The sequence below is a fragment of the Chromobacterium sp. HL1 genome (assembly GCF_057418835.1).
The window spans coordinates 3127528-3147831 of record NZ_CP162399.1 but is presented as its reverse complement, the minus strand read 5'-3'; the positions used below and the strand labels follow the sequence as shown (position 1 = coordinate 3147831).

Here is a 20304-nt window from a genome sequence, read left to right as displayed (position 1 = left end):
GCGGGTCATCTTGGACACCAATGTGCTGCTGGGCGCGTTGATTGCGCCAAGCGGTCCGCCGGATGTCATCTATCGCGCCTGGCGCGCTTCGCGCTTCGAATTGCTGACCTCCGTGGCGCAACTCGATGAGCTGCGCCGCGCCAGCCGTTACCCCAAGCTCAGGGCCATCCTGCCCGCGCATCGCGTTGGCACCATGGTTAACAATTTGCAGCGCGCCATCGTATTGGACGTTTTGCCGCCGCTGCCGCCTGGGGTGGAGGTGACGGATCCGAACGACGTTTTCCTGCTGGCGATGGCCTTGGCGGGCGAGGCGGACTATCTGGTGACGGGGGACCGCCGCGCCGGTTTGCTGCAACGCGGCAGCATCGGCCGCGCGCGCATCGTCACCCCGGCCATTTTCTGTTCTGATAACCGGTTCACGATCTAGCGGGCAAGAGTTGAGACAAGGGGAACAGCGCTGAGAAAGCGGAATGTACTCGTGATACATGAGCATTTCGAAGTGGTACTCGCCGTGTGACGTCTCACGACGCGTCGCAGATTGTGAACAGGCTCTGAGCTGCTTTGACGTAGCGACAAGGATTGGTAAGCGAGGAGGGTGTTTTGTCCAAACAGCAGGAAAAGCTGGACCAGGCGGCGCGGGCCGCCTGGCTGTATTACGTGGCGGGCAAGACCCAGAACGAGATCGCCGAGCAGCTACAAGTGTCGCGCCAGGTGGCGCAGCGGCTGGTGGCGGCGGCGGTGGACCAGGGACTGGTCAAGGTGACGGTGACGCATCCGGTGGCGGCCTGCCTGGAGTTGGCGGAAGCCTTGCGCCGGCGTTTCGGCCTGCAACTGTGCGAGGTGGTGCCGGCCGACGCAGACACGCCGGCGGAACTGCGCAAGAAGCTGGCGGTGGCCGGCGCGCGCGTGTTCGAGCGCTATTTGCAGCAGCCGCGCCCGCTGGTGGCGGCGCTGGGCTCCGGCCGCACGCTCAAGGCCGTGATCGACGAGCTGGGCGACATCCACAGCCCGCAGCACCGGCTGGTGTCGCTGATCGGCACCATCGCCCACGACGGCTGCTCCAACCGCTACGACGTGGCCTTGCCGGCGGCGCAGAAAACCCAAAGCCGTTACTACCTGCTGCCGGCGCCCTTGTACGCCGACAGCGCCGACGACCGCGCGCAATGGTGCCACCACCGGCTGTACCGCGCGGTGGAAGCGCTGGGCGCGGAGGCCGACGTGGCCTTCATCGGCATCGGCGCCATTGAACCGGGCTGCCCCTTGCAGGAGGACGGCTTTCTGGATCAGGAGGAGATTGCCGGGCTGATGGCGCGCCAGGCGGTGGCGGAGCTGCTGGGCCGGCCGATGGACAGCGCCGGCCGGCTGGTGGGCGAAGCGGTGCAGCAGCGGGTGACCAGCCTGGCCTTGCGGCAGCGGCCGGCCAAGCCGGTGATCGCCTTCGCCGGCGGCGAGGGCAAGGCGGCGGCCATCCTGGCGGCGCTGCGCGGAGAATGGCTGTCCGGCCTGGTCACCGACGAGGCCTGCGCGCGCAAGATGCTGGAAGGATGAGGCCAGCGGCCTCTAAGAAGCTGTTTACGATCTGCTGCGCTTCGTGGAGCGTTGCACGGTGAGTACACGCTCAAAATGCTTTGTGCCACGTGTACATTCCGCTTTTTCACTCGTTTTCGCCTTGTCTCGCCCTTGCTTGCGAGACTTTGAGCTGGCTCTGAAAGGCGGCGCGCATGAGCGCGGGCGGGCTCGGAACCGGCCCGTCTCTCTTGCGCAGCGTGAGCCGCGGCGCGGTGAGCGCGGCTTCTAAAACGCATGGGCGCCGTCTCGGCCGCAAGCGCTAGTCTCGCGCTGGCTGGCGCGACGGTCACGCCGCCGCTCAGGAGGTCACCGCCTCCAGCTTGGCCGCCGCCAGCTGCAAACGTTGCTGCAGCGGCTCCAGCAAGGCCCACAGCGCCTTGCCGCGCAGTTGCGCGTTTTCGGTGTGGCGCAGCATCAGCAGCAGCGCGCTCAGCGCCTCGCAGCATTGGCGCAGCTCGTCCGCGATGTCGTCGTAGTGCTCGCAGCAGCGGGACAGATAGGCGAGCTCGAGATCGATGGCGGCGAGGGCGGGGTTGTCGGCGCGCTGCGCGTGCAATTGCTGCACGGTCTTGATCAGGCGAGCGAGCGGCTTGGCCGGCGGCGGCTTGGCGAATCGGGCGAGGAGGGTGCGTATCGGCATGGCTGCTCCTAAAGGGGGCCAGCGGCGCGGCCGGCTTGCCGCCGGCGCGCCGGCCGGGGCTGGACCGGCCGGATTCGCGCTTTCCAGAGGGCGGGCTTAGAATGCACGAATCGTGTCGGCGCCTGGTTTGGCCTTGACGCAAGCGGGGCCTGGCGGATGGCCGCCGGGCCTGGGCCGGCTCAGCCTTGACGGCGTCGGCCGCTTCTTGTCATCGGCATGGAAACATATGACCACGATTGAGGTTTATTGCAAATGCGAGCGTGGTCCGTCATGCGGGAAAATAAAGATATTCAATAAAGTCAATGCATTGCATGGACCGCGAATGTTGTTTTTCCGTCTATCAGCTGGGTCCGTTGTTGAATCTGAGGGGGTGGGCAGTGGAATCTCTTGGCAAACGACTGAGGTTTATCCGCGATACGGTGCTGAAAGAAGCGCGCGACGTCACCGCGCAGAAACTGGGCATCTCGCTGGTGTCGCTGCAAAACTACGAAGGCGGCGCGCGCCAGCCGTCCGCCGTGCTGGTGGCCAAGTTTTCGCGTTTGACCGGCGTGCGGGCGGATTGGCTGTTGTTCGGCGAGGGCGAGGCCTTGCCGGGCAAGGCCGGTCCGCGGACCGGCGAGACGGCGGAGCGCTATGCGCCGCAGGGCGCGCATGTGGAGGTGCCGTGTTACGGCGCCGGCGCGGCCTTGCCGCTGGCGCAGGGCTGGCTGGCGTCCCGGCTCAAGCTGCCGGCCGAGCAGTTGGCGGTGGTGGCGGTGGCCGGCGACGCGATGGCCGGGGTGTTGAACGACGGCGATCTGGCCCTGGTCAACCGGGCGGAGACGCAGCCGGGCAGCGGCTTGTACGCGCTGGAGCTGAACGGCGAGGTGGTGGTGCGCCGGGCGCAGCGGCTGCCGGGCGGCAAGCTGGGGCTGTCCAGCGCCAATGAGGCTTATCCGCCGTTCGAGGTGGACCTGGCCGCGCCGCCGGCGGATTTCTCGGTGTTGGGACGGGTGGTGTGGCTGGGGCGGCAGGTGTAGCGCTCGCCTGTTCATGGTCTTTGCTGACGGGAAGTCTTGTTCAAAGCCTTGAATCCGCTGCGCGGATGACGGTCTTGATTGCCGGGGCTGCCCAAGACCGAGCGTAGCGAAGTTTCCGCCTCGCTAACACCTCGAGCCTGTCACCCGTCGGCAGGCTTGAAGGGGCCCGGAGCGCGTTTTCCTGTGTATCTACGCAGCACTTCACGCACTGCAATTCGTAATATGAGCCTGCCAGTTCAAAAACGGATGTTTTAATTTGATAAGGAGAATAAGGAAATGTCGAATAACAATTTTACGAGTGTAGTCTCCGTTCTTCACGTGAATGATTTCGACGGAGCCGTTGAATGGTACGCCAAATGGCTTGGGCGCAAGCCAGATATCACACCTTATGAGGGCGTCGCCGAATGGCAGCTGGCGGAAAATGCTTGGATTCAAGTTTCGCTGGCTCCTGACCCTAGCCTTGCGGGTAAATCATCTGTGGTATGCGGTGTCCACGATATCGAAACACAGAGGGCAGTTTGCCAAGATGCTGGTGTTACCGCTAGCGAAACACAGGACCTAGGATTCATAAAGCTTGCGCAAGTCAGCGATCCAGCCGGAAACACGGTGATGTTCGTTCAAGAAATGTAGAGCCGTCCTGATTGTCGAAAGACGTGAAACTGACAATATTAGCCGCTCTTAGAACGTGTTTACGATCTTGCGAGCAAGAGCGAGACAAGGCGAAAACGAGCGAAAAAGCGGAATGTACACGTGGTACATGAGCATTTTGAGCTTGGTTTCAACGCCCATTTCTATCCATCCCGCCGACGCGCAGCAGATCGTAAACAGGTTCTTAGGCCCCGCGCTCATCCCATCATCTTTCTCCACCACCAGCGCCAGCGCGCCATCGGCTTGCCGTCTGCGTTCAGCGGCCGGCCGTCGTCGGCGAAGCGTTCCGGCGGCCCCAGCGGCTTGCCCTCGACAAAATGCTGCCGTTCCGCCAGCGCGCCGTTGGGGTGGTAGCGCTGTTGCAGGCCGTGCTTGAGGCCGTTGCGGTAGACCGCCAGCTCCGCCGCCTGGCCGTTGGGAAACAGGGTGCGGGTTTCGCCGTGCGGCAGGCCGTGGCGGTAATGGGCCTGGCGTTGCAGCGCGCCCTCCGGCGACCAGTACTGCGCGGCGCCGTGCAGCTGGCCGCGCTGGTAATGCAGCTGGGCCGAGGGCTGGCCGCCGGGGTGCAGCAGGGTGGCCGGGCCGTGCAGCTGGCCGTCCTGGTAGTGGAAGCGCGCCAGCGGCGCGCCGGCCTGGTCGATGCGCGCCGGGCCTTGCAGCTTGCCGTCGGCCAGCTGGCCGACGAAGCGCTGCTGGTCTTGCTGGAGGTCTATCGGTTCCGCCATCGCGTCAGTTCTGCTGGATCAGCCCGCCCTTGAGGGTGAGCATGCCGCCGCCGTCCACGGTCTGGCTGGCGCTGGCCTTGTTGGTCAGCGACACCCCGGCGTCGTTGGTCAGGGTGGTGCCGGCTTTATTGGTCAGTTCGGTGCCCGCCTGGTTGGTGAGCCCGGTGCCGGCCTTGTTGGTCAGGCTGGTGCCGGCCTGGGCGGTGTAGGCGGCGTCGCTCTTGGCGCTGAAGGCGCCGCCGCTTTGCAGGGTGAGGGTGCCGCTGACCTTGATGGTGAGGTTGCCGTCCACGGTCAGCGTGTAGTTGCCGCTGACCTTGTGTTCGTGATTGCCGCCGGTGCTGTGGCTCTGGTCGCCCTCCACCTTGACCGTGCGCTTGCCCTTGACGTTGAGGGTTTCATTGCCGGTTTTCACTTCCACGGTGCGGTTGCCCTTGTCCACGCTGAGGCTGTCGTTGCCCTCGGTGACGCTGCGCTTGCGCTCGTTCTTCACCACCAGGGTTTCGTCGTGGCCCACGTCGGCGGCCGCGTCGTTGAGCACTTTCACCGTGTAGTCCTTCTGCGCCTGGAAGAACACTTCTTCCTTGTCCTTGCTGTCGTCGAAGCGTAATTCGTTGAAACCGCCGCCGCCTTTTGTCGAGTTGGTCTTGAGGCCGGATTGGGCCTGCTTGGCCGGCAGTTCGTAGGGCAGCGCGTTGTCGCCGTTGTAGACGCAGCCGCTGACCAGCGGCTTGTCCGGGTCGCCGTCGATGAAGCTGACAATCACTTCCTGGCCGATGCGCGGGATGAACTGCATGCCAAAGCCCTTGCCGCTCCACGGCTGCATCACCCGCAGCCAGCAGGAGCTGGATTCGTCGTCCTTGCCGTCGCGGTCCCAGGGGAATTGCACTTTGACGCGGCCGTATTTATCGGTCCAGATCTCCTCGCCGGCCTTGCCCACCACCTTGGCCACCTGCGGGTGCATCACCGGCTTGGGGCTGAGCCGCGGCGGGCGGTAGGGGGTGGCCTTGGGGATGGCGGCGAAGCGGTTGCGGTAGTGCTGCTGGCCGGCTTCGTGGCTGACGCGGGTGATTACCCAGGCGATATTGCAGGCCGGGTCCGGGTGGCCGCTCAGGGTGAAGCAGTGGCCGGGAATCAGCCAGCGGCAGTCGCTGTCGCCCACCAGCTCCACTTCCTCGGCGCGCAGGCCGTCGCTGCGCTGCTTGGCCAGCGCGTCGCCGTCCGCCTTCTTGGCGTAGCCGCCCGGGTATTGGTAGAGATTGGGCAGATCGGATTTGGCCAGCGCCTGCGCGTACAGCGAGGCGCTGGCGGTGGTGAATTCGTAATCGCCGGCGCGGTAGCCGCCGGCCACCGCCTGGCGGCTGATGCCGGCGCTGCGCACGCCTTCCAGCTCGCGCCCGCCCAGGTCCTGGCCCAGATAGGGAATTTTGGCGTTATTGGGGCAGTCCGGGAAATGGCTGTTGCCGTCCGCCAGCACCAGGGTGTGCTTGCCGTCGGCGTGGGTGAAGAACCAGAAGATGCCGGCGTCTTCCAGCAGCCGCATCACAAAATTGAGATCGCTTTCGCCAAACTGCACGCAGTATTCGCGCTTGGGATAAGTCGCATCCAGCTTCAGCTGGTAGTCGCTGAAGCCGTGGCCGGCGAATACCGCTTTTACGATGTCCGGCACGCTCTGGTTCTGGAAGATGCGGTTGTTGCCGGCCAGGCTCAGCCACCACAGCCAGGGCCGCAGCGTCACGCTGTAGCGGTCCGCGGTGGCGTCGCCCGGCAATTGGCGTATCGCCGCGCACAGGCCGTCTAGCGGCCGGGTCTTGTCGTCGCGGCGCAGGCTCAGCGTCAGGTGGGAGGCCACCGCCTTGTCCAGCGTCAGCGCGCTGTCGCTGAAGCCGGCCAGGGTGAAGCTGCCCAGCGCGTTCAGCGCCTCGTCGCCGGACAGGCTGTCCGGGTACAACTCTTTCAGCGCGGGGGCGCTGAGCGAGAGCGGGGTGGTTTTATCGGATGGGCGGGGCATGACGGTTCTCAAATATTGGGAAATAGAGCATGAGCGGCGCGGCGGGATTGACTCTTCTCCTGCCTGGGCGTCTCCGGCGGCAAGACGGCCAATAGGGCGGCTTGCCGCTGGCCAGGCCGGCTTGAGGCGGTGAATGGGGCGCGGTATTTCATGTGCACTTTCCCTCTGCCCTCTGCCCTCGGCTCGGGGGCTGGCGCGCATCGATGCCTGCGATTGCCGCGTCATACGATATAGGCGGTTTTTAATTTGGATTCGGGAATGACGTACAGGTCTTCGTGCCCCCATATCGAGTCCGGCGCGTCCAGCCCGTCGTACATCCTGACCCATTGCGATAATAAAGGGTAAATGTCGTCGTCTTTCTTCATTTCGCACACTAGCAGGTTGGGATCGTAAAACTGGACTCTGCCCGTCCAGGGAAAGTAGACGCCCAACGCATGGCCGCTGCCTTTGGAACTGGCGATGATGTAGAGCTTGTATTTGCCTGACCATGGGGTTTTGTCTTTGATGTTTTCCGCGGAGTTTTGCCCGCGCATATTGACGGTTTTCTCCGCTATCGACGCCAGTATTCTGGTGTTGCCGTTATTCAGCTGTTCAAAATGCAATTGGGTGGCCTGTTGCTGAGGGCTTAATAGCGATTCGCTAAGGCCGGTGCCGCTTTTCAAGTTGCCGCTCAAGGCGCGAAACCAGGTCAGCACCTGACCGGTGCAGCTGCTGTTGGCATTGCCGGGAAACTTGCCGTCGCCTTCTATCGATGTGACATTCACCAGGCTCTTCAGCAATTCAAATCTCAACCTTAGACTCATCGCTATGCTCCTCAAAGGTGGGCTTAGTATTGCTTTGTCGAATAATCAGTCAGGCCGATGGCGGGGCATGGGCGTCTCGCGGCAGCGGCGCTCAGCTGAGGACGTCGAAGACGATGGGGCGATGGTCCGGGCCGCTCATGTCGAACGCGTCCGCCCAGCCGCTGATGTCGAAAGGCGCGACTTTGACGTCGACCGAGGCCAGCACCCAATCCAGGATGCCGCCTTTGGCGTGGGTGGCCTGTCCTTGCCAGCATTCATGGGCCACGCCGGGGGTGTCCAGTTCCTCTACACGGGTGTAGTCCAGATTCAGATCGCCGGTGGCCACCCAGTGTCCGTCCAGGCTGGTGCAGTCCCGCAACTGGCTCTTGGTCAGCCCGCCCTGGCCGGATTTGAAGTGAGCCAGAAACAAGAGGCCGGTGTAGCCGTTGACGCCTTGGGCCACGACCGCGATCAAGTCCCGGTTCAGGCCTTTCAAGTGTCCCTGGCTGACAACTTCGAGATGTAGCCCTTTTCTGGTTATCACGATGTAGCCGTTGGAGTGGCCGCCGGCAAAGGCGTGGACATCATAGTTTTGATACACGCCGCGTAAATAATCGTAATAGTCGTCCAGCCTGGCGGAGTGCACTTCGCACAGAAACACCACGTCAACGTCCCAGCTGTCGTTGGAGCAGCATTGGTGGATGAAGGTCTCGACCTGCGCCTTTTTATCCAGCGGCGAGGATTCGCCGTTTTTTTCCAGATTGAAGCTGGCTACGCGCATCGTTGCTCCTTGACGGCTCTAAACGTCTGTTCACGATCTTTTCAGGTATTGCCCAATACATTGAATCCGCTATGCGGATGATGGTTTGCATTGCCGGGGCTGCCCGGCGGGCAGGAAGGGGAATTTGCTCGGCCAAATTCCCCTTCACCCCAAAGGCCGCCCTGCAAGCCTGGCCTACGGCTTCCCGTCGGGCCCCGTCAGGCCCGAGGCGCGGCTGAACTCGCCCCGCGCTAACGTCGCGGTGCTCGAACAAGCAGCCGCTTAAGACCTCGGGCCTGCCACCCGACGGCAGGCTTGAAGGGACCTGGGGAGCATCGAATACGCGGTTTCCAGTGCGGCTGGCAAGCCAAGTCGCTTTGATCTTGACCGCGTAGCAGATGGTAAACAGCTTCCAAATTAATGCTGCGGTGTTAGTGCTGCTTGTCTTGGCCCCCGCCATGCGCTCTGGAGTAGGTGCTGAAGGCGCACATGGATAAAGTGTCCCAGATGATTTTAATCAGGGAGGTACAGCAATTGTCATCTTTCTGGTAGTAAGACAGCGAGTCAAAGTCGATATCGAATAAGTCGAATTCGTCACGTTGACTTTTCCCGGCTTGGGAGATTTTATTGGGGGCGTAGCCCAGCAAGTCCGTGCTCAGCAGGCCTTGTTCGCTGAGTTGCGCCAGGGTGTTTTTCTGAATGTTAAAGGCCAGTTTGCTCACCGAGGTAGGCGAATGGCAGCAGCAGATGCAAGCGCATAAGGGCAGCGTGCAGCCGGTGGTCAGCGGCCTATCCCGCGCGTCGGTGATGCCGGCCTCAAGCACCGCCGCCACCACCTCCGCGCAGTTGCCCAGGTTTTTTCCATTATTTTCTTTCATGAATTGGATCATTCTGTCTTGATCCAAGCCCAGCGCCGTCGGCGTTTTTTTTAATAGCGGCTTATGCGAGAAGGCCTTTTCATCGCCATGGCTGCCGCCAATGTCAATTAAGACATCATCGCCGCGGCGCATGGTCATGGTGGGCGGCTTCATCTCCACTACCGAACCCATGCTCTGATGGGTTGGCGGCGGCTTGCCGATGGCGCTGGTTGGCGGGATGCCGATTTCCGGCGGCGTGCTTCTTAGAATGTGCGCCACTTCATTCTTGCTGGGGATGTAAATCACATGCCGGACCCGGATGTGAGCGGCTTTGGTGTTGGTCCAAAACTGGGTGATCTTATCCTTGGCGGTTCTGAGATACATTGTTTGATGGCCGGCGGAGTATTGAAACTGATAGACCTCATGGTTTTGAGTGGTAATGGAAATGAGGCTGTGGTCTTGGCAGTCCCCATTCTTGCAACTGCAAAACATGGTGCCCGAGCCACCACTGAGGGTCATTACGGTAATCATGCGGCCTCCCTGTTTTTGCTTCCAATGAGTTGATGCTCTGCCGGGTGCTGCTTAAATCATCACATCGGTTCTAAATTTGTTCTGCCATCTTGCTAACTAGGGTGGAAGAGCTTTGTTTAGCGTCAGCATGCTGTCACTGAAGCCGGCCAAGGTGAAACTACCCAGTGCGTTCAGCGCCTCGTCGCCGGACAGGCTGTCCGGGTAGAGCTCTTTCAGCACGGAGGCGCTGAGCGAGAGCGGGGTGGTTTTGTCGGAGGGGCGGAGCATGGTGGTTTAGTGGATTGCGTTTATTTTATGCGTGAGTAGGAAAGCCCAAGGTTATGTCGCTTTTGGATGGTGAATGGTAAACGTTGGGCTTCATTGCATTTAGCCCAACCTACGGCCCTTAGTATTTCCGTAGGCTATAAAAATAAATAAATTGAGTGGAGCGTATTTCAGGTTCTTGGTGGTGAGTATATGTCCGCCTCTAGCACAGGAGCTTCTTTTGTGTTCTATCTTAATTTGAGTTGGCATAGTTGGCTCGTCTTAAATGAAGTCATCGTCACCTAAATTCGAGTTGAGCGATTCTCCGGTTATTTTTTTGTAGACTTCTGCCGCAAAGGTTTGGCAATCTGCTTGGTCGTAGTATGGTCTAGCATTTTTTGTTTCTGAAAATGCAATAAAAACGGTTTTTGTGTTTATTTTTTTGTCGGTTATTTTCTTTTCATGTAGTACATTTTTTGCATATTTCCCTGTATCTATAGCATCTAATTGAAGGGTGTCCTCCCCATTTGTTCTTGATACCCTTATATTTATTGAATTTTCTAGAAAAATCATTAGCTCATGATGAACGCCGGTTGTGTAGGAGTCTCCTCGTAGTTGTATTTTGTTTATGGGCACTTCTTTTATTGCATGGTAGCGTGACTGCTTAGCCTTAAGAAGTGTAGAATTTTTTTCGCGCGTACTACCTATGCCTGAAAAAAAGAAGTCATCATCCATGTTATTCTTTCTAGAAAAATGTTGGTGAATTGTATTTCACTGGTCAGTGTTCGTGGATAAATAAAAAGCCTTCATTGCCCTTGCTGTTTCTATCTAAATAGCCTGTTCTTGATAGTCAAAGGGGCGGGTAGGGTAGCTTTAGTGTCGATAGGGTGAGGCATTGGTTTGTCTCATAAGTGAGAAATATCTATCTGTGCCATCGAGGCCAACTGCACTAGCTACGTAAAGAAAATTGTGTCTTTTTCCGAACGACTAGCATGCATTTGGGGCTTGCTGATCATGAGGCCGTGTATTTTTATAAATGGGGCTCTTCGAAAAATCATTACTCCACTTTCAAATGAGTCTTTTTCGCATGAATAGCACCATGCATCTGCTATCTCGATGCCAATCGTAAGCGGACGACTAAACTGATTCGCCATGTTTGGGTTCGTGGTGTATTCAACTATCGCGTTGTCTCCTGTGTGATTCTTCTGCATAAAGTAGATCCAGGCGGAGTCTTGGGAGTAACGGGTTTCGCCATCGGTTCCTTTTTGTACATCACAGGCGTCCTTAGGCGGCTTGGCTGGAACTTCATTGGGTATGGGGGCGAACCCGCCAGCAGTTTTGTAGGTCAGTATTGCCACAGCTTCAGCGTAACTATTCAGTCCTCTGAGTAAGTTCATGTGCATATCTCCTAGGGTTCCAACACCCACTCCGCCAACTTCCCCGTCACCTGCGCCATCAACACGTTCTCGATATCCCGCGCGCCGGCAGAGCTGCATTTAGCCAAAACCGCTTTCACAATGGCCGGGTCGAAGTCGAATTGTTTCCCTGTCGCCGCCTTATAGCGGGCTTGCAGTTTTTCCAGCTTATTGATCACGATGTTTTCCAATGTGCGTTCCGCCAATGGCGGATAGGGCACCACGGTCATGCGGGCGAGGAAGGCGGGGCGGAAGGCTTGTAACAGCGTTTTGCGCAGGCGTTCGTCGAACTGCTGGGTGGCGAGTTGTTCGCCTGGCGTGGTTTGCAATAGCTCCGCCCCCACATTGCTGGTGGCCAGGATGATGGTGTTGTTGAAGTCCACCGTCAGGCCGGTGCCGTCTTCCATCTGGCCTTTGTCGAACACGTTGTAGAAGGCTTCCAGCACGTCCGGGTGGGCTTTTTCGATTTCGTCCAGCAGCACCACGCTGTAGGGCTTGCGCCGTACCGCTTCGGTCAGCACGCCGCCCTGCCCGTAGCCGACGTAGCCGGGCGGCGCGCCCTTGAGCTGGCTGACGCTGTGGGCTTCCTGGTATTCCGCCAGGTTGACCACGATCAGATTGCGTTCGCCGCCGTAGAGCGCGTCGGCCAGCGCGTAGGCGGTTTCGGTCTTGCCCACGCCGGTGGGGCCGAGCAGCAGGAACACGCCCACCGGTTTGCCGGGGTCGGTCAGGCCGGCGCGGTAGGCCTGGATGCGTTGGGCGATCTTGCCCAGCGCGGCCGGCTGGCCGATCACGCGCTGGCCCATGCGCTGGGCCAGGGTGCGGATGGCGTAGGCTTCGTCGGCCAGCATCTTGCCCACCGGGATGCCGGTCCAGCCGGCGATGACGGCGGCCACCGCCTTGGAGTCCACGTGTTCCGGCACCAGCGGGTCGTCCTGGCGCAGCGCGTCCAGGCCGGCTTCCAGCCGCGCCAGTTGTTCCGCCAGCCGCAGCGCCGGGTCCGCGGCTTCGTCCTCGTCGGCGGTCGCGGTTCCGTCTTCGGCTTCTTCCAGCAGCAGCGGCGGTTCGCCGGCGGGCAGCTCGGGCTCGCTGGCCAGGAAGTCCAGCAGTTGCTGGCGGGTGCGCAGGATTTCGCGCACCGCGCGCAATTCGTCCTGCCAGCGCACGGTCAGTTCGCGCATCGCTTGCAGCTGGCGCGCGCTGTCTTGGCGCAGCGCGGCGATGCGGGCGGCGTGGTCCAGGCCGGTGGCCTGTTCGTTCAGCAGCCGCTCCAGTTCCTCGTCCAACATGGTCTGGCGGTGGCGCAGGTTTTCCAGCTGCGGCGGCTGGTCGTGCTGGGCCAGCGCCACGCGGGCGCAGGCGGTGTCCAGTACGCTGATGGCCTTGTCCGGCAGCTGACGGCCGGAGATGTAGCGGTGGGACAGCTTGACCGCGTCGTGGATGGCGGCGTCCAGGATGCGCACGCCGTGGTGCTGTTCCAGCCGGGCGGCGACGCCGCGCAGCATGGCCACGGCGCGGTCTTCGTCCGGTTCTTCCACTTGCACCGGCTGGAAGCGCCGCGCCAGCGCCGGGTCGCGTTCGAAGTATTTCTTGTATTCCTGCCAGGTGGTGGCGGCCACGGTGCGCAGTTCGCCGCGCGCCAGCGCCGGCTTGAGCAGGTTGGCGGCGTCGCTGTGGCCCTCGGCCGCGCCGGCGCCCACCAGGGTGTGGGCTTCGTCGATGAACAGGATGATGGGCCGGGCGGCGGCGCGGATGTCGTCCATCACGCTTTGCAGCCTTTGTTCGAATTCGCCCTTAAGCCCGGCGCCGGCTTGCAGCAGGCCCAGGTCCAGCGCCAGCAGGCCGACTCCGGCCAGCGCCGGCGGCACTTCCTCGTGGGCGATGCGCAGCGCCAGGCCTTCCGCCACCGCGGTTTTGCCCACGCCGGGCGCGCCCACCAGGATGGGGTTGTTCTGGCGGCGGCGCAGCAGGATGTCCAGGCATTGGCGGATTTCGCCGTCGCGGCCGACGATGGGGTCGATGCGGCCGGCGCGGGCGTCGGCCACCAGGTCGTGGGTGAAGCGCGCCAGCGCGCCGGCCGGTTCCGCCGCGGCGGCGGACGGGGCTTCGCGCGAGGCGGCGGCCCAGGCGTCCAGTTGTTCGCTCAGCGGCTGGCGCGGCGCGCGCAGCAGGCAGGGCGCGCCGATCAGCAGCAGATTGCGCAGCTCGTCGCGCTCCAGCAGGGTGAGCAGCAGCAGGCCGGAGCGGATGCTGGCCTGCTGGCGCAGCGTGGCCAGCAGCAGCGCTTCCTTGAGCCAGGCCACGGTGTGGCTGGAGAAGGCCGGGGCGCGGGTTTCGCCGCGCTTGAACTGGTCCAGGCTGCGGCGCAGCTCCGCGCTCAGTTGGTCCGGGCTCAGGCCCAGCTTGGGCAGCAGCAGCGGCAGGTCGCCGTTGGGCAGCTCCAGCAGCTCCAGCAGCACGTGTTCGATTTCCACGTAGTAGTGGCTTTGTTGCAGGCAGCGCTGGGCGGCCAGCTCCAGCGCTTTGCGGCAGCTGGGGTTGAGGCGGGCCACCAGTTCGGACAGTTCGGCGCTCATGCCGGCTCCTCGCCGGCCGGGGGCGGCCGTTGCAGCCGGGTGTCCAACCGCCGCGCTCCGCCGGGGCCGCCCAGCCAGCTGTCCCAGCTCAGCCGCGGCGCGGCGCGGGCTTGCAGCTTGAGCGCGGCGGCCGGCGCCTGCCACAGCAGGCTGAGCTGGATGTCCAGGTCCGGGCCAAAGTAGAACGCCGCCAGCGCGGCCAGCGCGCGGTGGCGTTCGCCGCCGGGCAGGAAGGCGCGGTAGCCGGCCGGGTCCAGCGGGCCCACGGTCAGGCGGATGCCGGCGTGTTCGTCCCAGGCGCGGCGGCCGGCCAGCGCGCCCTGGCCCAGCGCGGCGTTGCGGCCCTTGGGGCCGATGCTGGTGCGGCTGGCCGGCGGGATCTCGCGCCAGCCGCCGGCGTAGGGGCTGGCTTGCACCGGCGCTGCCAGGTGGCGGCTGGCCAAGGCGGCGAAGCCGGCCAGCGAGCGGCGGCGGTCCGCCAGCAGGGCGGCGCGGGCCAGCAGCGCGGCGTCCGGCACCGCCTGGCGTTGTTGCAGGCCGGCGGGCAGCAGGCCGCACAGGCTGAGCAGCAGCGGCCGCGCCGGGCTGAGCCGCGGCGCGGCGAAGCTGGGCGCCAGCCGGTATTTGCGCTGGGCGCGGTAGAGCAGGGCCAGCAGCCGGTGCTGGAATAGTTGCAGGAATTCCGCCGGCGCGTGGTCTTTGTCCTGGCGGCGTTGTTGCAGCCATTCCTGGTAGGCGTAGGGCAGCGGGCCGTCCGGGCCGCCCAGGCCGAAGGATTCGACATCGAGCGCCGGCTGGCCGTCCCGCGCGTCGCCGCCCAGCGCGCCCGGTTCCAGCGCGCTCAGTTCGCTGGCGGCGAAGGCGGGCAGCAGCGGGCCGCGCAGCCGCAGCGCCTCGCGCGCCGGGTCCGCGCCCTGGCCCAGCGGCGCGGCTTGCGGCGTCAGCCGTTCCAGCAGCATCACCGCCTGGGCGAATTCGAAGCCCTGCGGCCGCGTCAGCAGCCGCTCGGCTACAGAACCAGGCTGGGGCCGGGCGGCGGCTGCCATGTCTGGATCTCCTGTTGCTGGTGGACGAGTCGGGTGCGCACGAAGCGGTTGGCGTGGGCGTAGAGGGCGAAGAAGTGGGCGAGCACGGCGGCGAACAGCACGCGGCTGCCGCCGGCGAAGCAGGCCGGGTCCAGCTCCAGCGTCAGCAGCAGGCCGTTGCGCCAGCCGCGCCAGGCGTCGGCGCCGACGTGATCGACGATGCGTTCGCTGCCGAGCGCGGTTATGCCTTCGATCTGGCGGCGCGCGGCCGGCTGTTCGCCCAGATTGTGCAGCGCCAGCATTTCGCGCAGCGCGGCCAGCGCTTGCGGGCCTTCGCTCAGCGACAGGTGGTTGAGGCTGAGCTGGGACACCAGTTTCCAGCGCGAGGCGCCGTCCAGCGCGGCTTCGGTTTGCGGCCGCGGCGGGCGCAGCAGCCGCGCCTGGCCCACCGGGCCGGGCAGTTCGAACATCAGCGGCGCGCCGGCCGGCAGTTGCTCGGCCAGGTGGCGGTTGGTGCACAGCAGCTCGGCGGTGAGGCTGAGTTCGCTGGCGGCCAGCGGGTCGAAATCGGCGTCCACCAGGGTGAGCAGCATGTCGCTGCCGGGGCGCAGCCGGTTGAGGCCGCGCACGCGGCGCGCGTGCCAGTAGCGGCCGTCGCCGCCCTCGCCGTGGCTGCAGGCGAAGTAGGGGGCGATGCGGCGCGCGCCGTCCGGGCCGGCGGCGCGCAGCTGGCGGATGGAGTGGATTTCCACGCTGTGGTCGCGGTGGGCGTCGGCCACCAGCAGGTATTCGCTGCGGCTGCCGTCCGGGCGCAGCGGCTCCGAGGTGTGCGGAAACAGATTGATCACCGGCGCGCAGCCCAGCGCGATGTCGCCGTGCTGGATGCCCAGGCGGCCAACTGGCGCGCGTTCGAAGGCGATGACGATTTCCAGCTGCCGCTCCGCCTGGCGCGGCAGGCTGAGCGGCAGGTCGAAGAAGGCGAATTTTTCCGGGCAGGCGAAGTATTCCGCCAGCAGCGCGTGCGCCGGGTGCACGCCGTCCTCGGCCGGCAGCAGCGCTTCGTCGGCGCTAAAGCCGCAGGCGCGCGGCAGCGCGCCGGGGCGGATGGAGGGTGCCAGGCCGGGCCGCTCCGGCAGCCGGCAGCTGATTTGCAGGCTGTGGGCGGACAGCAGGTCGTAGAGCGCGGCGGCGTTGAGTGGGGAGCCGGCCAGGTGGATGCGCAGGCTGTTCAGCGGCAGCGCGCCCAGCGGCTCCGGCCCCAGTTTTTCCAGCCGCAGCACCAGGGCGGCGCGCGCCTGGGCCAGGCCGCTGGCGGCCTGGGCTTCGTCCTCGGTCAGCAGGCTGGCGGCGGCGAGCCGCAGCGGCCACAGGGTGACGGCGGCGCTGGTGCGGAAACGCAGGCTGTCGCCGGCGGTGGTGGCCACGAACAGCGGGGTGCCGCGTTCGATGCGGTAGCCGGCGTCCAGCTTGCCCTTGTCCGGGTCCGGCTCGAAGCGGGCGATGGCGCAGGAGGGCATGGGCCGCAGCGCGTGCGGGTAGAGCTGCTCCAGCAGCGCGTCGGTGAGTTCGGAGTAGTCGTCGTCCAGCCGGCGTTGCAGGCGAGCGCACAGCAGGGCGAAGCCTTCCAGCAGCCGTTCCACTTGCGGGTCCGGGCATTCGCCGTCGCTCAGTTGCAGGCGGTGGGCCACCTTGGGGTAGCGTTGGGCGAATTCGCCGCCGGCGTGGCGCAGGTAGGCGAGTTCGCGTTGGTAGTAGTCCAGCAGGCGCGGGTCCAGCGATTCCATCAGCCGGCGTCCTCGCAGGCGGTCAGCCGCGCGCCGGACGGGTCCAGCTCGGCGACGAAGGCGGCCGGCCAGCGGCTGCCCTCGGCCTGGAGTTCGCCGTCTATGCGCACGCTGAGGAGCAGGCCGCGGCCCGGCACGGTGTCCACGCTGACGCGCGGCGCGGCCAGCCGGGGTTCGAAGCTGCGTATCGCCTGGCGGATCTCGCGCGCCAGACGCTGGCGGTCTTCGGCGCGCTCCGGGTGCAGCGCGCTCCAGTCCGCCACGCCGTAGTCGATGACGCTGAGTTCGGCCAGGTAGGGCTGTGCCGCGCGGCGGCTGGACAGCAGCCGCGCCAGTTCCGCCCGCACCGATTCTTGCAGCCGGCGGCGGTCCACCCGCAGCAGCGGCTCGGCTTCCAGCCGCTGCCGCGGTTCGGCGTCGGCCAGCAGTTCGAACAGACCCGGGCGAAACTGGGCGGCTTGGCGCATCGCGGTATCCTAAAAGTGCATGGGCCATGGAAAAACGCTTGGCCCCGAAACCCACGTAAAGACAGGAAAGAAATCTTTCTTGTCACGGAAGCGCACGGAAAACACGGAACAAGACAACAGCCGTGGTCATCGCTCACGCAAGCCAGGCGCCGCTTTTGGGTTTGTCCGTGTTTTTCCGTGGCTAAGCCACAAAACCCACGTAAAGACACGAAAAAATCTTCTTTGCCACGGAAGCGCACGGAAAGCACGGAACAAGACAACACCCGTGGTCATGAAGTCCATGCAAGCCCGATGCTTGCCCGTGTTCTTCCGTGTGCTGCCGTGGCCAAAAGACCCCGGAACGCCCGCTGTGCTTATGGGCTTCCGCGGCGGATTCAATCGACTTATTTGGAGTACTTGTTGGCGGCCAGGTCCCACACCGCGGCGGCGTTGCCGTCCTTGGCGCCGGTGTCTTTCTGGGTGGTCAGCTCCCACTTGATCTTGGTGAAGTTGAGCGAGAGGTTTTCCACCGGCTTGCCGCCGGTGCCGCCGCTGACGCTGACGTTGGACAGGATGGCGTTGGTCAGGGTGTAGACGATGTAGGGCAGCACCTTGCCGCTGCTGTCGGCCGCGTTGCGGCCGATGGTGATCTTGACCTCGGGGATGTTCTTGCCCTGGCAGCAGTAGGCGTTGAGTTCCGGCGTGGATTTGTCGGTGAACTTGGTCAGGCTGAATTCGCCGATATGCGGTTTGCCGGAGGTGCGTTCGGTGTTGCTGACGTCGTTGGTCACCTGCATGGCCACGTTGTGGCTGTAGGACAGCACTTCGATCTTGTCGGTGTAGCCTTCCAGCTTGCACTCGCCCTTGATGTCGCTGCCCAGGTCCAGAATGATGGCGTCCATTGCTATGTGTTCTCCGTGTTATGAGAAGTATTGGGCCCGCCGCGCGGCGGGCCCTTGGTGTGGCGTCAGGCGGCGGCCGGCGGCGGCAGCTCCGCCACCAGGCGGATGGACGCGGTCAGCTCTTCCAGCTGGAAGTGCGGGCGCAGGAAGACGGTGGCGCGGTAGGCGCCGGGCTTGCCCGGCACTTCGGTCACGTCCACCCGCGCTTCGCGCAGCGGGTACTGGGCCTTCACTTCCTGCGGCGCGTTGTCGTTGACCAGCACGTAGTCCGCTATCCAGTTGTTCAGATAGGTTTCCACATTGTCGCGGGTCAGGAAGCTGCCGATCTTGTCGCGCATGATCACCTTGATGTAGTGGGCGAAGCGCGAGGCGGCCAGCACATAGGGCAGCATCGCGGAGATGCGCGCGTTGGCGTTGGCGGCGTTGGTGTTGTAGACCTTGGGCTGGTTGGCGCTCTGGCCGCCGAAGAACACCGCCAGATCGGTGTTTTTCTTGTGACACAGGGCGATGAAGCCCAGGCCGTCCAGTTCTTTCTCGCGGCGGTCGGTGATGGCGATCTCGGTCGGGCATTTGAGCGCGATGTCGCCGGACACGGTGCCGAAGGTGTGGGCCGGCAGGCCTTCCACCGCGCCGCCGCCTTCCACGCCGCGGATGGCCGCGCACCAGCCGTATTTGGCGAAGGCGTCGGTGATGCGCTGGCCCAGCGCGTAGGCGGCGTTGCCCCACAGGTATTTGCCGTGGTCGGTGCCGTTGACGTCTTCCACGTAGTTCATGCCTTCGGTGGGCTTGGTGTCCGGGCCGTAAGGCAGGCGCAGCAGGATGTGCGGCAGCACCAGGCTGACGTAGCGGGAGTCCTCGCTGGCGCGGAAGGAGCGCCATTTGATCAGCTCGGCGCTTTCAAAAGCCTTGGACAGGTCGCGCGGCACCGCCAGTTCGGTGAAGCTGCTCATGTCGAACAGGCGCGGGCTGGCGGCGGAGATCAGCGGCGCGTGGGCGGCGGCAGCCACATTGGACAGCTTTTCCAGCAGCGCCACGTCCTGCGGATGGCGGCCAAACTCGTAATCGCCGATCAGCAGGCTGATGGGGTGGCCGCCGAAGGTGCCGTACTCTTCCTCGTAAATCTTCTTGAACAGCGCGCTCTGGTCGAATTCCACCGCTTTTTCCAGATCGTTCTGCAGCTCGTCCTTGGTGGCGTTGAGCAGGCGCAGCTTCAGGCGGCTGCTGGTTTCGGTGTTCATCACCAGGAAGTGCAGGCCGCGCCAGGAGGCTTCCATCTTCTGCACGTCCGGGTGGTGCAGGATGTTGTTGAGCTGCTTGCTCAGCAATTGGTCGATGATGGCGATGCGGTGGTTGATCATGGCCACGGTGTCTTTGTCGATGGCCATGCCTTCGTCCAACACCTGGGTGGCGAATTCGGACAGCAGGTCCTTGGCGTACTCCTGCTGGATGTCGTCGTGGGCCATGCGGCCTTCCTGGATGATGCGGTCCAGCAGCGACAGCGAGGCGGCGTCGCCGCTGGGCGCTTCGGCTTGGGTCTTAGCCATGAGATGTCTCCGGTATCAGGGGGTCGGGCGGGGCGTCAGGCGGCCGGCGGCGCGTCCGGCGCCGGGGCGGCTTCCGCGGCGGCCGGGGCCTCCGGGCGGGCGCTCTTGATCTTTTGCAGTTCCTCGGTGTTGGCCACCACGTCCTGCAAGAGCTTGTCCAATTCGTCGTTGCCGTCCAGCTTGGTCAGCAGGTCGCGCAGCTTCTGGCGCGCCTCGTACAGCCGGCGCAGCGGGGTGACTTGCTTGACGATGTTGACCGGGTCGAAGTCGTCGAAGTGGTTGAACTTCAGCTCCACATTGAGCTTGCTGCCGTCGTCGGACAGCGCGTTGTCCACCTGGGCGGTGACGCGCGGCGTCAGCGAGGCCAGCACGGCGTTGAAGTTGTCGCGGTCTATCTCCACGAAGCGGCGCTCGCTGAGCTTGGGCAGCGGCTGCTCCTGCTTGCCGGCCAGGTCCGCCATGATGCCTACCACCAGCGGCAGCTCCCGTTTTTCCAGGGCGTTGCCGATTTCCACGTCATACGTGATTTGCACGCGGGGCGGACGAATCCGGTCCAGCTTGTGCTGTGTGCTCTCTGCCATAACAGACCTCGATCGGTTGGGAAGCTGGGGACGCCGACGGCGGGCCGCGTATCCGGTCCGCTTGGGCGAAACTGCATGATTGTCAGACCATTGTTGCCCGGCCGGGCCTGGTCGTTCTTTTCCATTGAAGCCGGCTCAAGCCGCCTCATGGAAGCCCTTTTTGCTGACAAATGCTTGCAACTTGCATTTTTCAATGACCATGGCTTAACAATTCCTATAGAACTGTCGGCGTTTTTTTGCCAATAT

20 protein-coding genes are annotated in these 20304 nt (G+C 63.7%); 4 read left to right on the top strand and 16 right to left on the bottom strand.

Annotation, left to right across the window (positions count from 1 at the left end):
* Window positions 1–10 precede the first annotated feature (10 nt).
* Window positions 11–427, top strand: coding sequence for a putative toxin-antitoxin system toxin component, PIN family (locus tag AB1Z25_RS14160; protein ID WP_486635512.1), 417 nt, complete (start codon window positions 11–13; stop codon window positions 425–427).
* Between the two features lie 173 nt (window positions 428–600).
* The gene (locus AB1Z25_RS14155; protein ID WP_474454000.1) at window positions 601–1548 is read left to right on the top strand and encodes a sugar-binding transcriptional regulator; all 948 of its coding nucleotides are present in this window, start codon (window positions 601–603) and stop codon (window positions 1546–1548) included.
* 319 nt (window positions 1549–1867) lie between these two features.
* On the opposite strand, the gene AB1Z25_RS14150 is transcribed toward AB1Z25_RS14155, so the two are convergent.
* Entirely contained in the window at window positions 1868–2209 is a 342-nt protein-coding gene (locus AB1Z25_RS14150; protein WP_107799799.1) for a hypothetical protein, read from the bottom strand.
* Between the two features lie 377 nt (window positions 2210–2586).
* Here AB1Z25_RS14150 and AB1Z25_RS14145 point away from each other — a divergent pair, with 377 nt between their 5' ends.
* Both AB1Z25_RS14145 and AB1Z25_RS14140 read left to right on the top strand, forming a co-directional pair.
* On the top strand, window positions 2587–3228 hold the full coding sequence (locus AB1Z25_RS14145) for a S24 family peptidase (RefSeq protein ID WP_486635511.1): 642 nt from the start codon (window positions 2587–2589) through the stop codon (window positions 3226–3228).
* Window positions 3229–3504: 276 nt separating this feature from the next.
* Window positions 3505–3858, top strand: coding sequence for a VOC family protein (locus tag AB1Z25_RS14140; RefSeq protein ID WP_107799797.1), 354 nt, complete (start codon window positions 3505–3507; stop codon window positions 3856–3858).
* Window positions 3859–4073: 215 nt separating this feature from the next.
* Here the strand turns inward: AB1Z25_RS14140 and AB1Z25_RS14135 are convergent, their stop codons facing one another.
* The 15 genes from AB1Z25_RS14135 to tssB form a co-directional block, all read right to left on the bottom strand.
* Window positions 4074–4601, bottom strand: a complete 528-nt coding sequence (locus tag AB1Z25_RS14135) for a toxin-antitoxin system YwqK family antitoxin (RefSeq protein ID WP_107799796.1) — start codon at window positions 4599–4601, stop codon at window positions 4074–4076.
* Between the two features lie 4 nt (window positions 4602–4605).
* Window positions 4606–6612: a type VI secretion system Vgr family protein gene (locus AB1Z25_RS14130; protein ID WP_486635510.1), complete on the bottom strand. Its 2007-nt coding sequence runs from the start codon at window positions 6610–6612 to the stop codon at window positions 4606–4608.
* A 221-nt stretch (window positions 6613–6833) separates the two neighbouring features.
* On the bottom strand, window positions 6834–7391 hold the full coding sequence (locus AB1Z25_RS14125) for a hypothetical protein (RefSeq protein WP_227104100.1): 558 nt from the start codon (window positions 7389–7391) through the stop codon (window positions 6834–6836).
* 115 nt (window positions 7392–7506) lie between these two features.
* On the bottom strand, window positions 7507–8175 hold the full coding sequence (locus AB1Z25_RS14120; protein WP_486635509.1) for an endonuclease/exonuclease/phosphatase family protein: 669 nt from the start codon (window positions 8173–8175) through the stop codon (window positions 7507–7509).
* 410 nt (window positions 8176–8585) lie between these two features.
* A complete protein-coding gene (locus AB1Z25_RS14115) occupies window positions 8586–9542 on the bottom strand; it encodes a hypothetical protein (protein WP_486635508.1) in 957 nt (318 codons plus the stop codon).
* A 96-nt stretch (window positions 9543–9638) separates the two neighbouring features.
* A complete protein-coding gene (locus AB1Z25_RS14110; protein WP_486635507.1) occupies window positions 9639–9809 on the bottom strand; it encodes a hypothetical protein in 171 nt (56 codons plus the stop codon).
* 258 nt (window positions 9810–10067) lie between these two features.
* On the bottom strand, window positions 10068–10520 hold the full coding sequence (locus tag AB1Z25_RS14105; RefSeq protein WP_486635506.1) for a hypothetical protein: 453 nt from the start codon (window positions 10518–10520) through the stop codon (window positions 10068–10070).
* Between the two features lie 218 nt (window positions 10521–10738).
* The gene (locus tag AB1Z25_RS14100; protein ID WP_486635505.1) at window positions 10739–11182 is read right to left on the bottom strand and encodes a hypothetical protein; all 444 of its coding nucleotides are present in this window, start codon (window positions 11180–11182) and stop codon (window positions 10739–10741) included.
* An 11-nt stretch (window positions 11183–11193) separates the two neighbouring features.
* Window positions 11194–13776 (bottom strand): type VI secretion system ATPase TssH, encoded by a 2583-nt coding sequence (gene tssH, locus AB1Z25_RS14095; RefSeq protein WP_486635504.1) that lies wholly within the window; start codon window positions 13774–13776, stop codon window positions 11194–11196.
* Window positions 13773–14822, bottom strand: coding sequence for a type VI secretion system baseplate subunit TssG (gene tssG / locus AB1Z25_RS14090; protein WP_486635503.1), 1050 nt, complete (start codon window positions 14820–14822; stop codon window positions 13773–13775). The genes tssH and tssG overlap by 4 nt, the downstream gene beginning before the upstream one ends.
* On the bottom strand, window positions 14786–16585 hold the full coding sequence (gene tssF / locus AB1Z25_RS14085; protein ID WP_486635502.1) for a type VI secretion system baseplate subunit TssF: 1800 nt from the start codon (window positions 16583–16585) through the stop codon (window positions 14786–14788). The genes tssG and tssF overlap by 37 nt, the downstream gene beginning before the upstream one ends.
* Window positions 16585–17052, bottom strand: a complete 468-nt coding sequence (gene tssE, locus AB1Z25_RS14080) for a type VI secretion system baseplate subunit TssE (RefSeq protein ID WP_107801837.1) — start codon at window positions 17050–17052, stop codon at window positions 16585–16587. Before tssE ends, tssF begins: the two co-directional genes overlap by 1 nt.
* Window positions 17053–17435: 383 nt before the next feature.
* Window positions 17436–17933, bottom strand: coding sequence for an Hcp family type VI secretion system effector (locus AB1Z25_RS14075; protein ID WP_048409970.1), 498 nt, complete (start codon window positions 17931–17933; stop codon window positions 17436–17438).
* Between the two features lie 65 nt (window positions 17934–17998).
* On the bottom strand, window positions 17999–19477 hold the full coding sequence (gene tssC / locus AB1Z25_RS14070) for a type VI secretion system contractile sheath large subunit (RefSeq protein WP_081545014.1): 1479 nt from the start codon (window positions 19475–19477) through the stop codon (window positions 17999–18001).
* A gap of 35 nt (window positions 19478–19512) precedes the next feature.
* Window positions 19513–20058 carry a type VI secretion system contractile sheath small subunit gene (gene tssB / locus AB1Z25_RS14065; protein WP_081545015.1) on the bottom strand — a complete coding sequence of 182 codons (546 nt, stop codon included), beginning with the start codon at window positions 20056–20058 and terminating at the stop codon, window positions 19513–19515.
* Window positions 20059–20304: the final 246 nt, after the last annotated feature.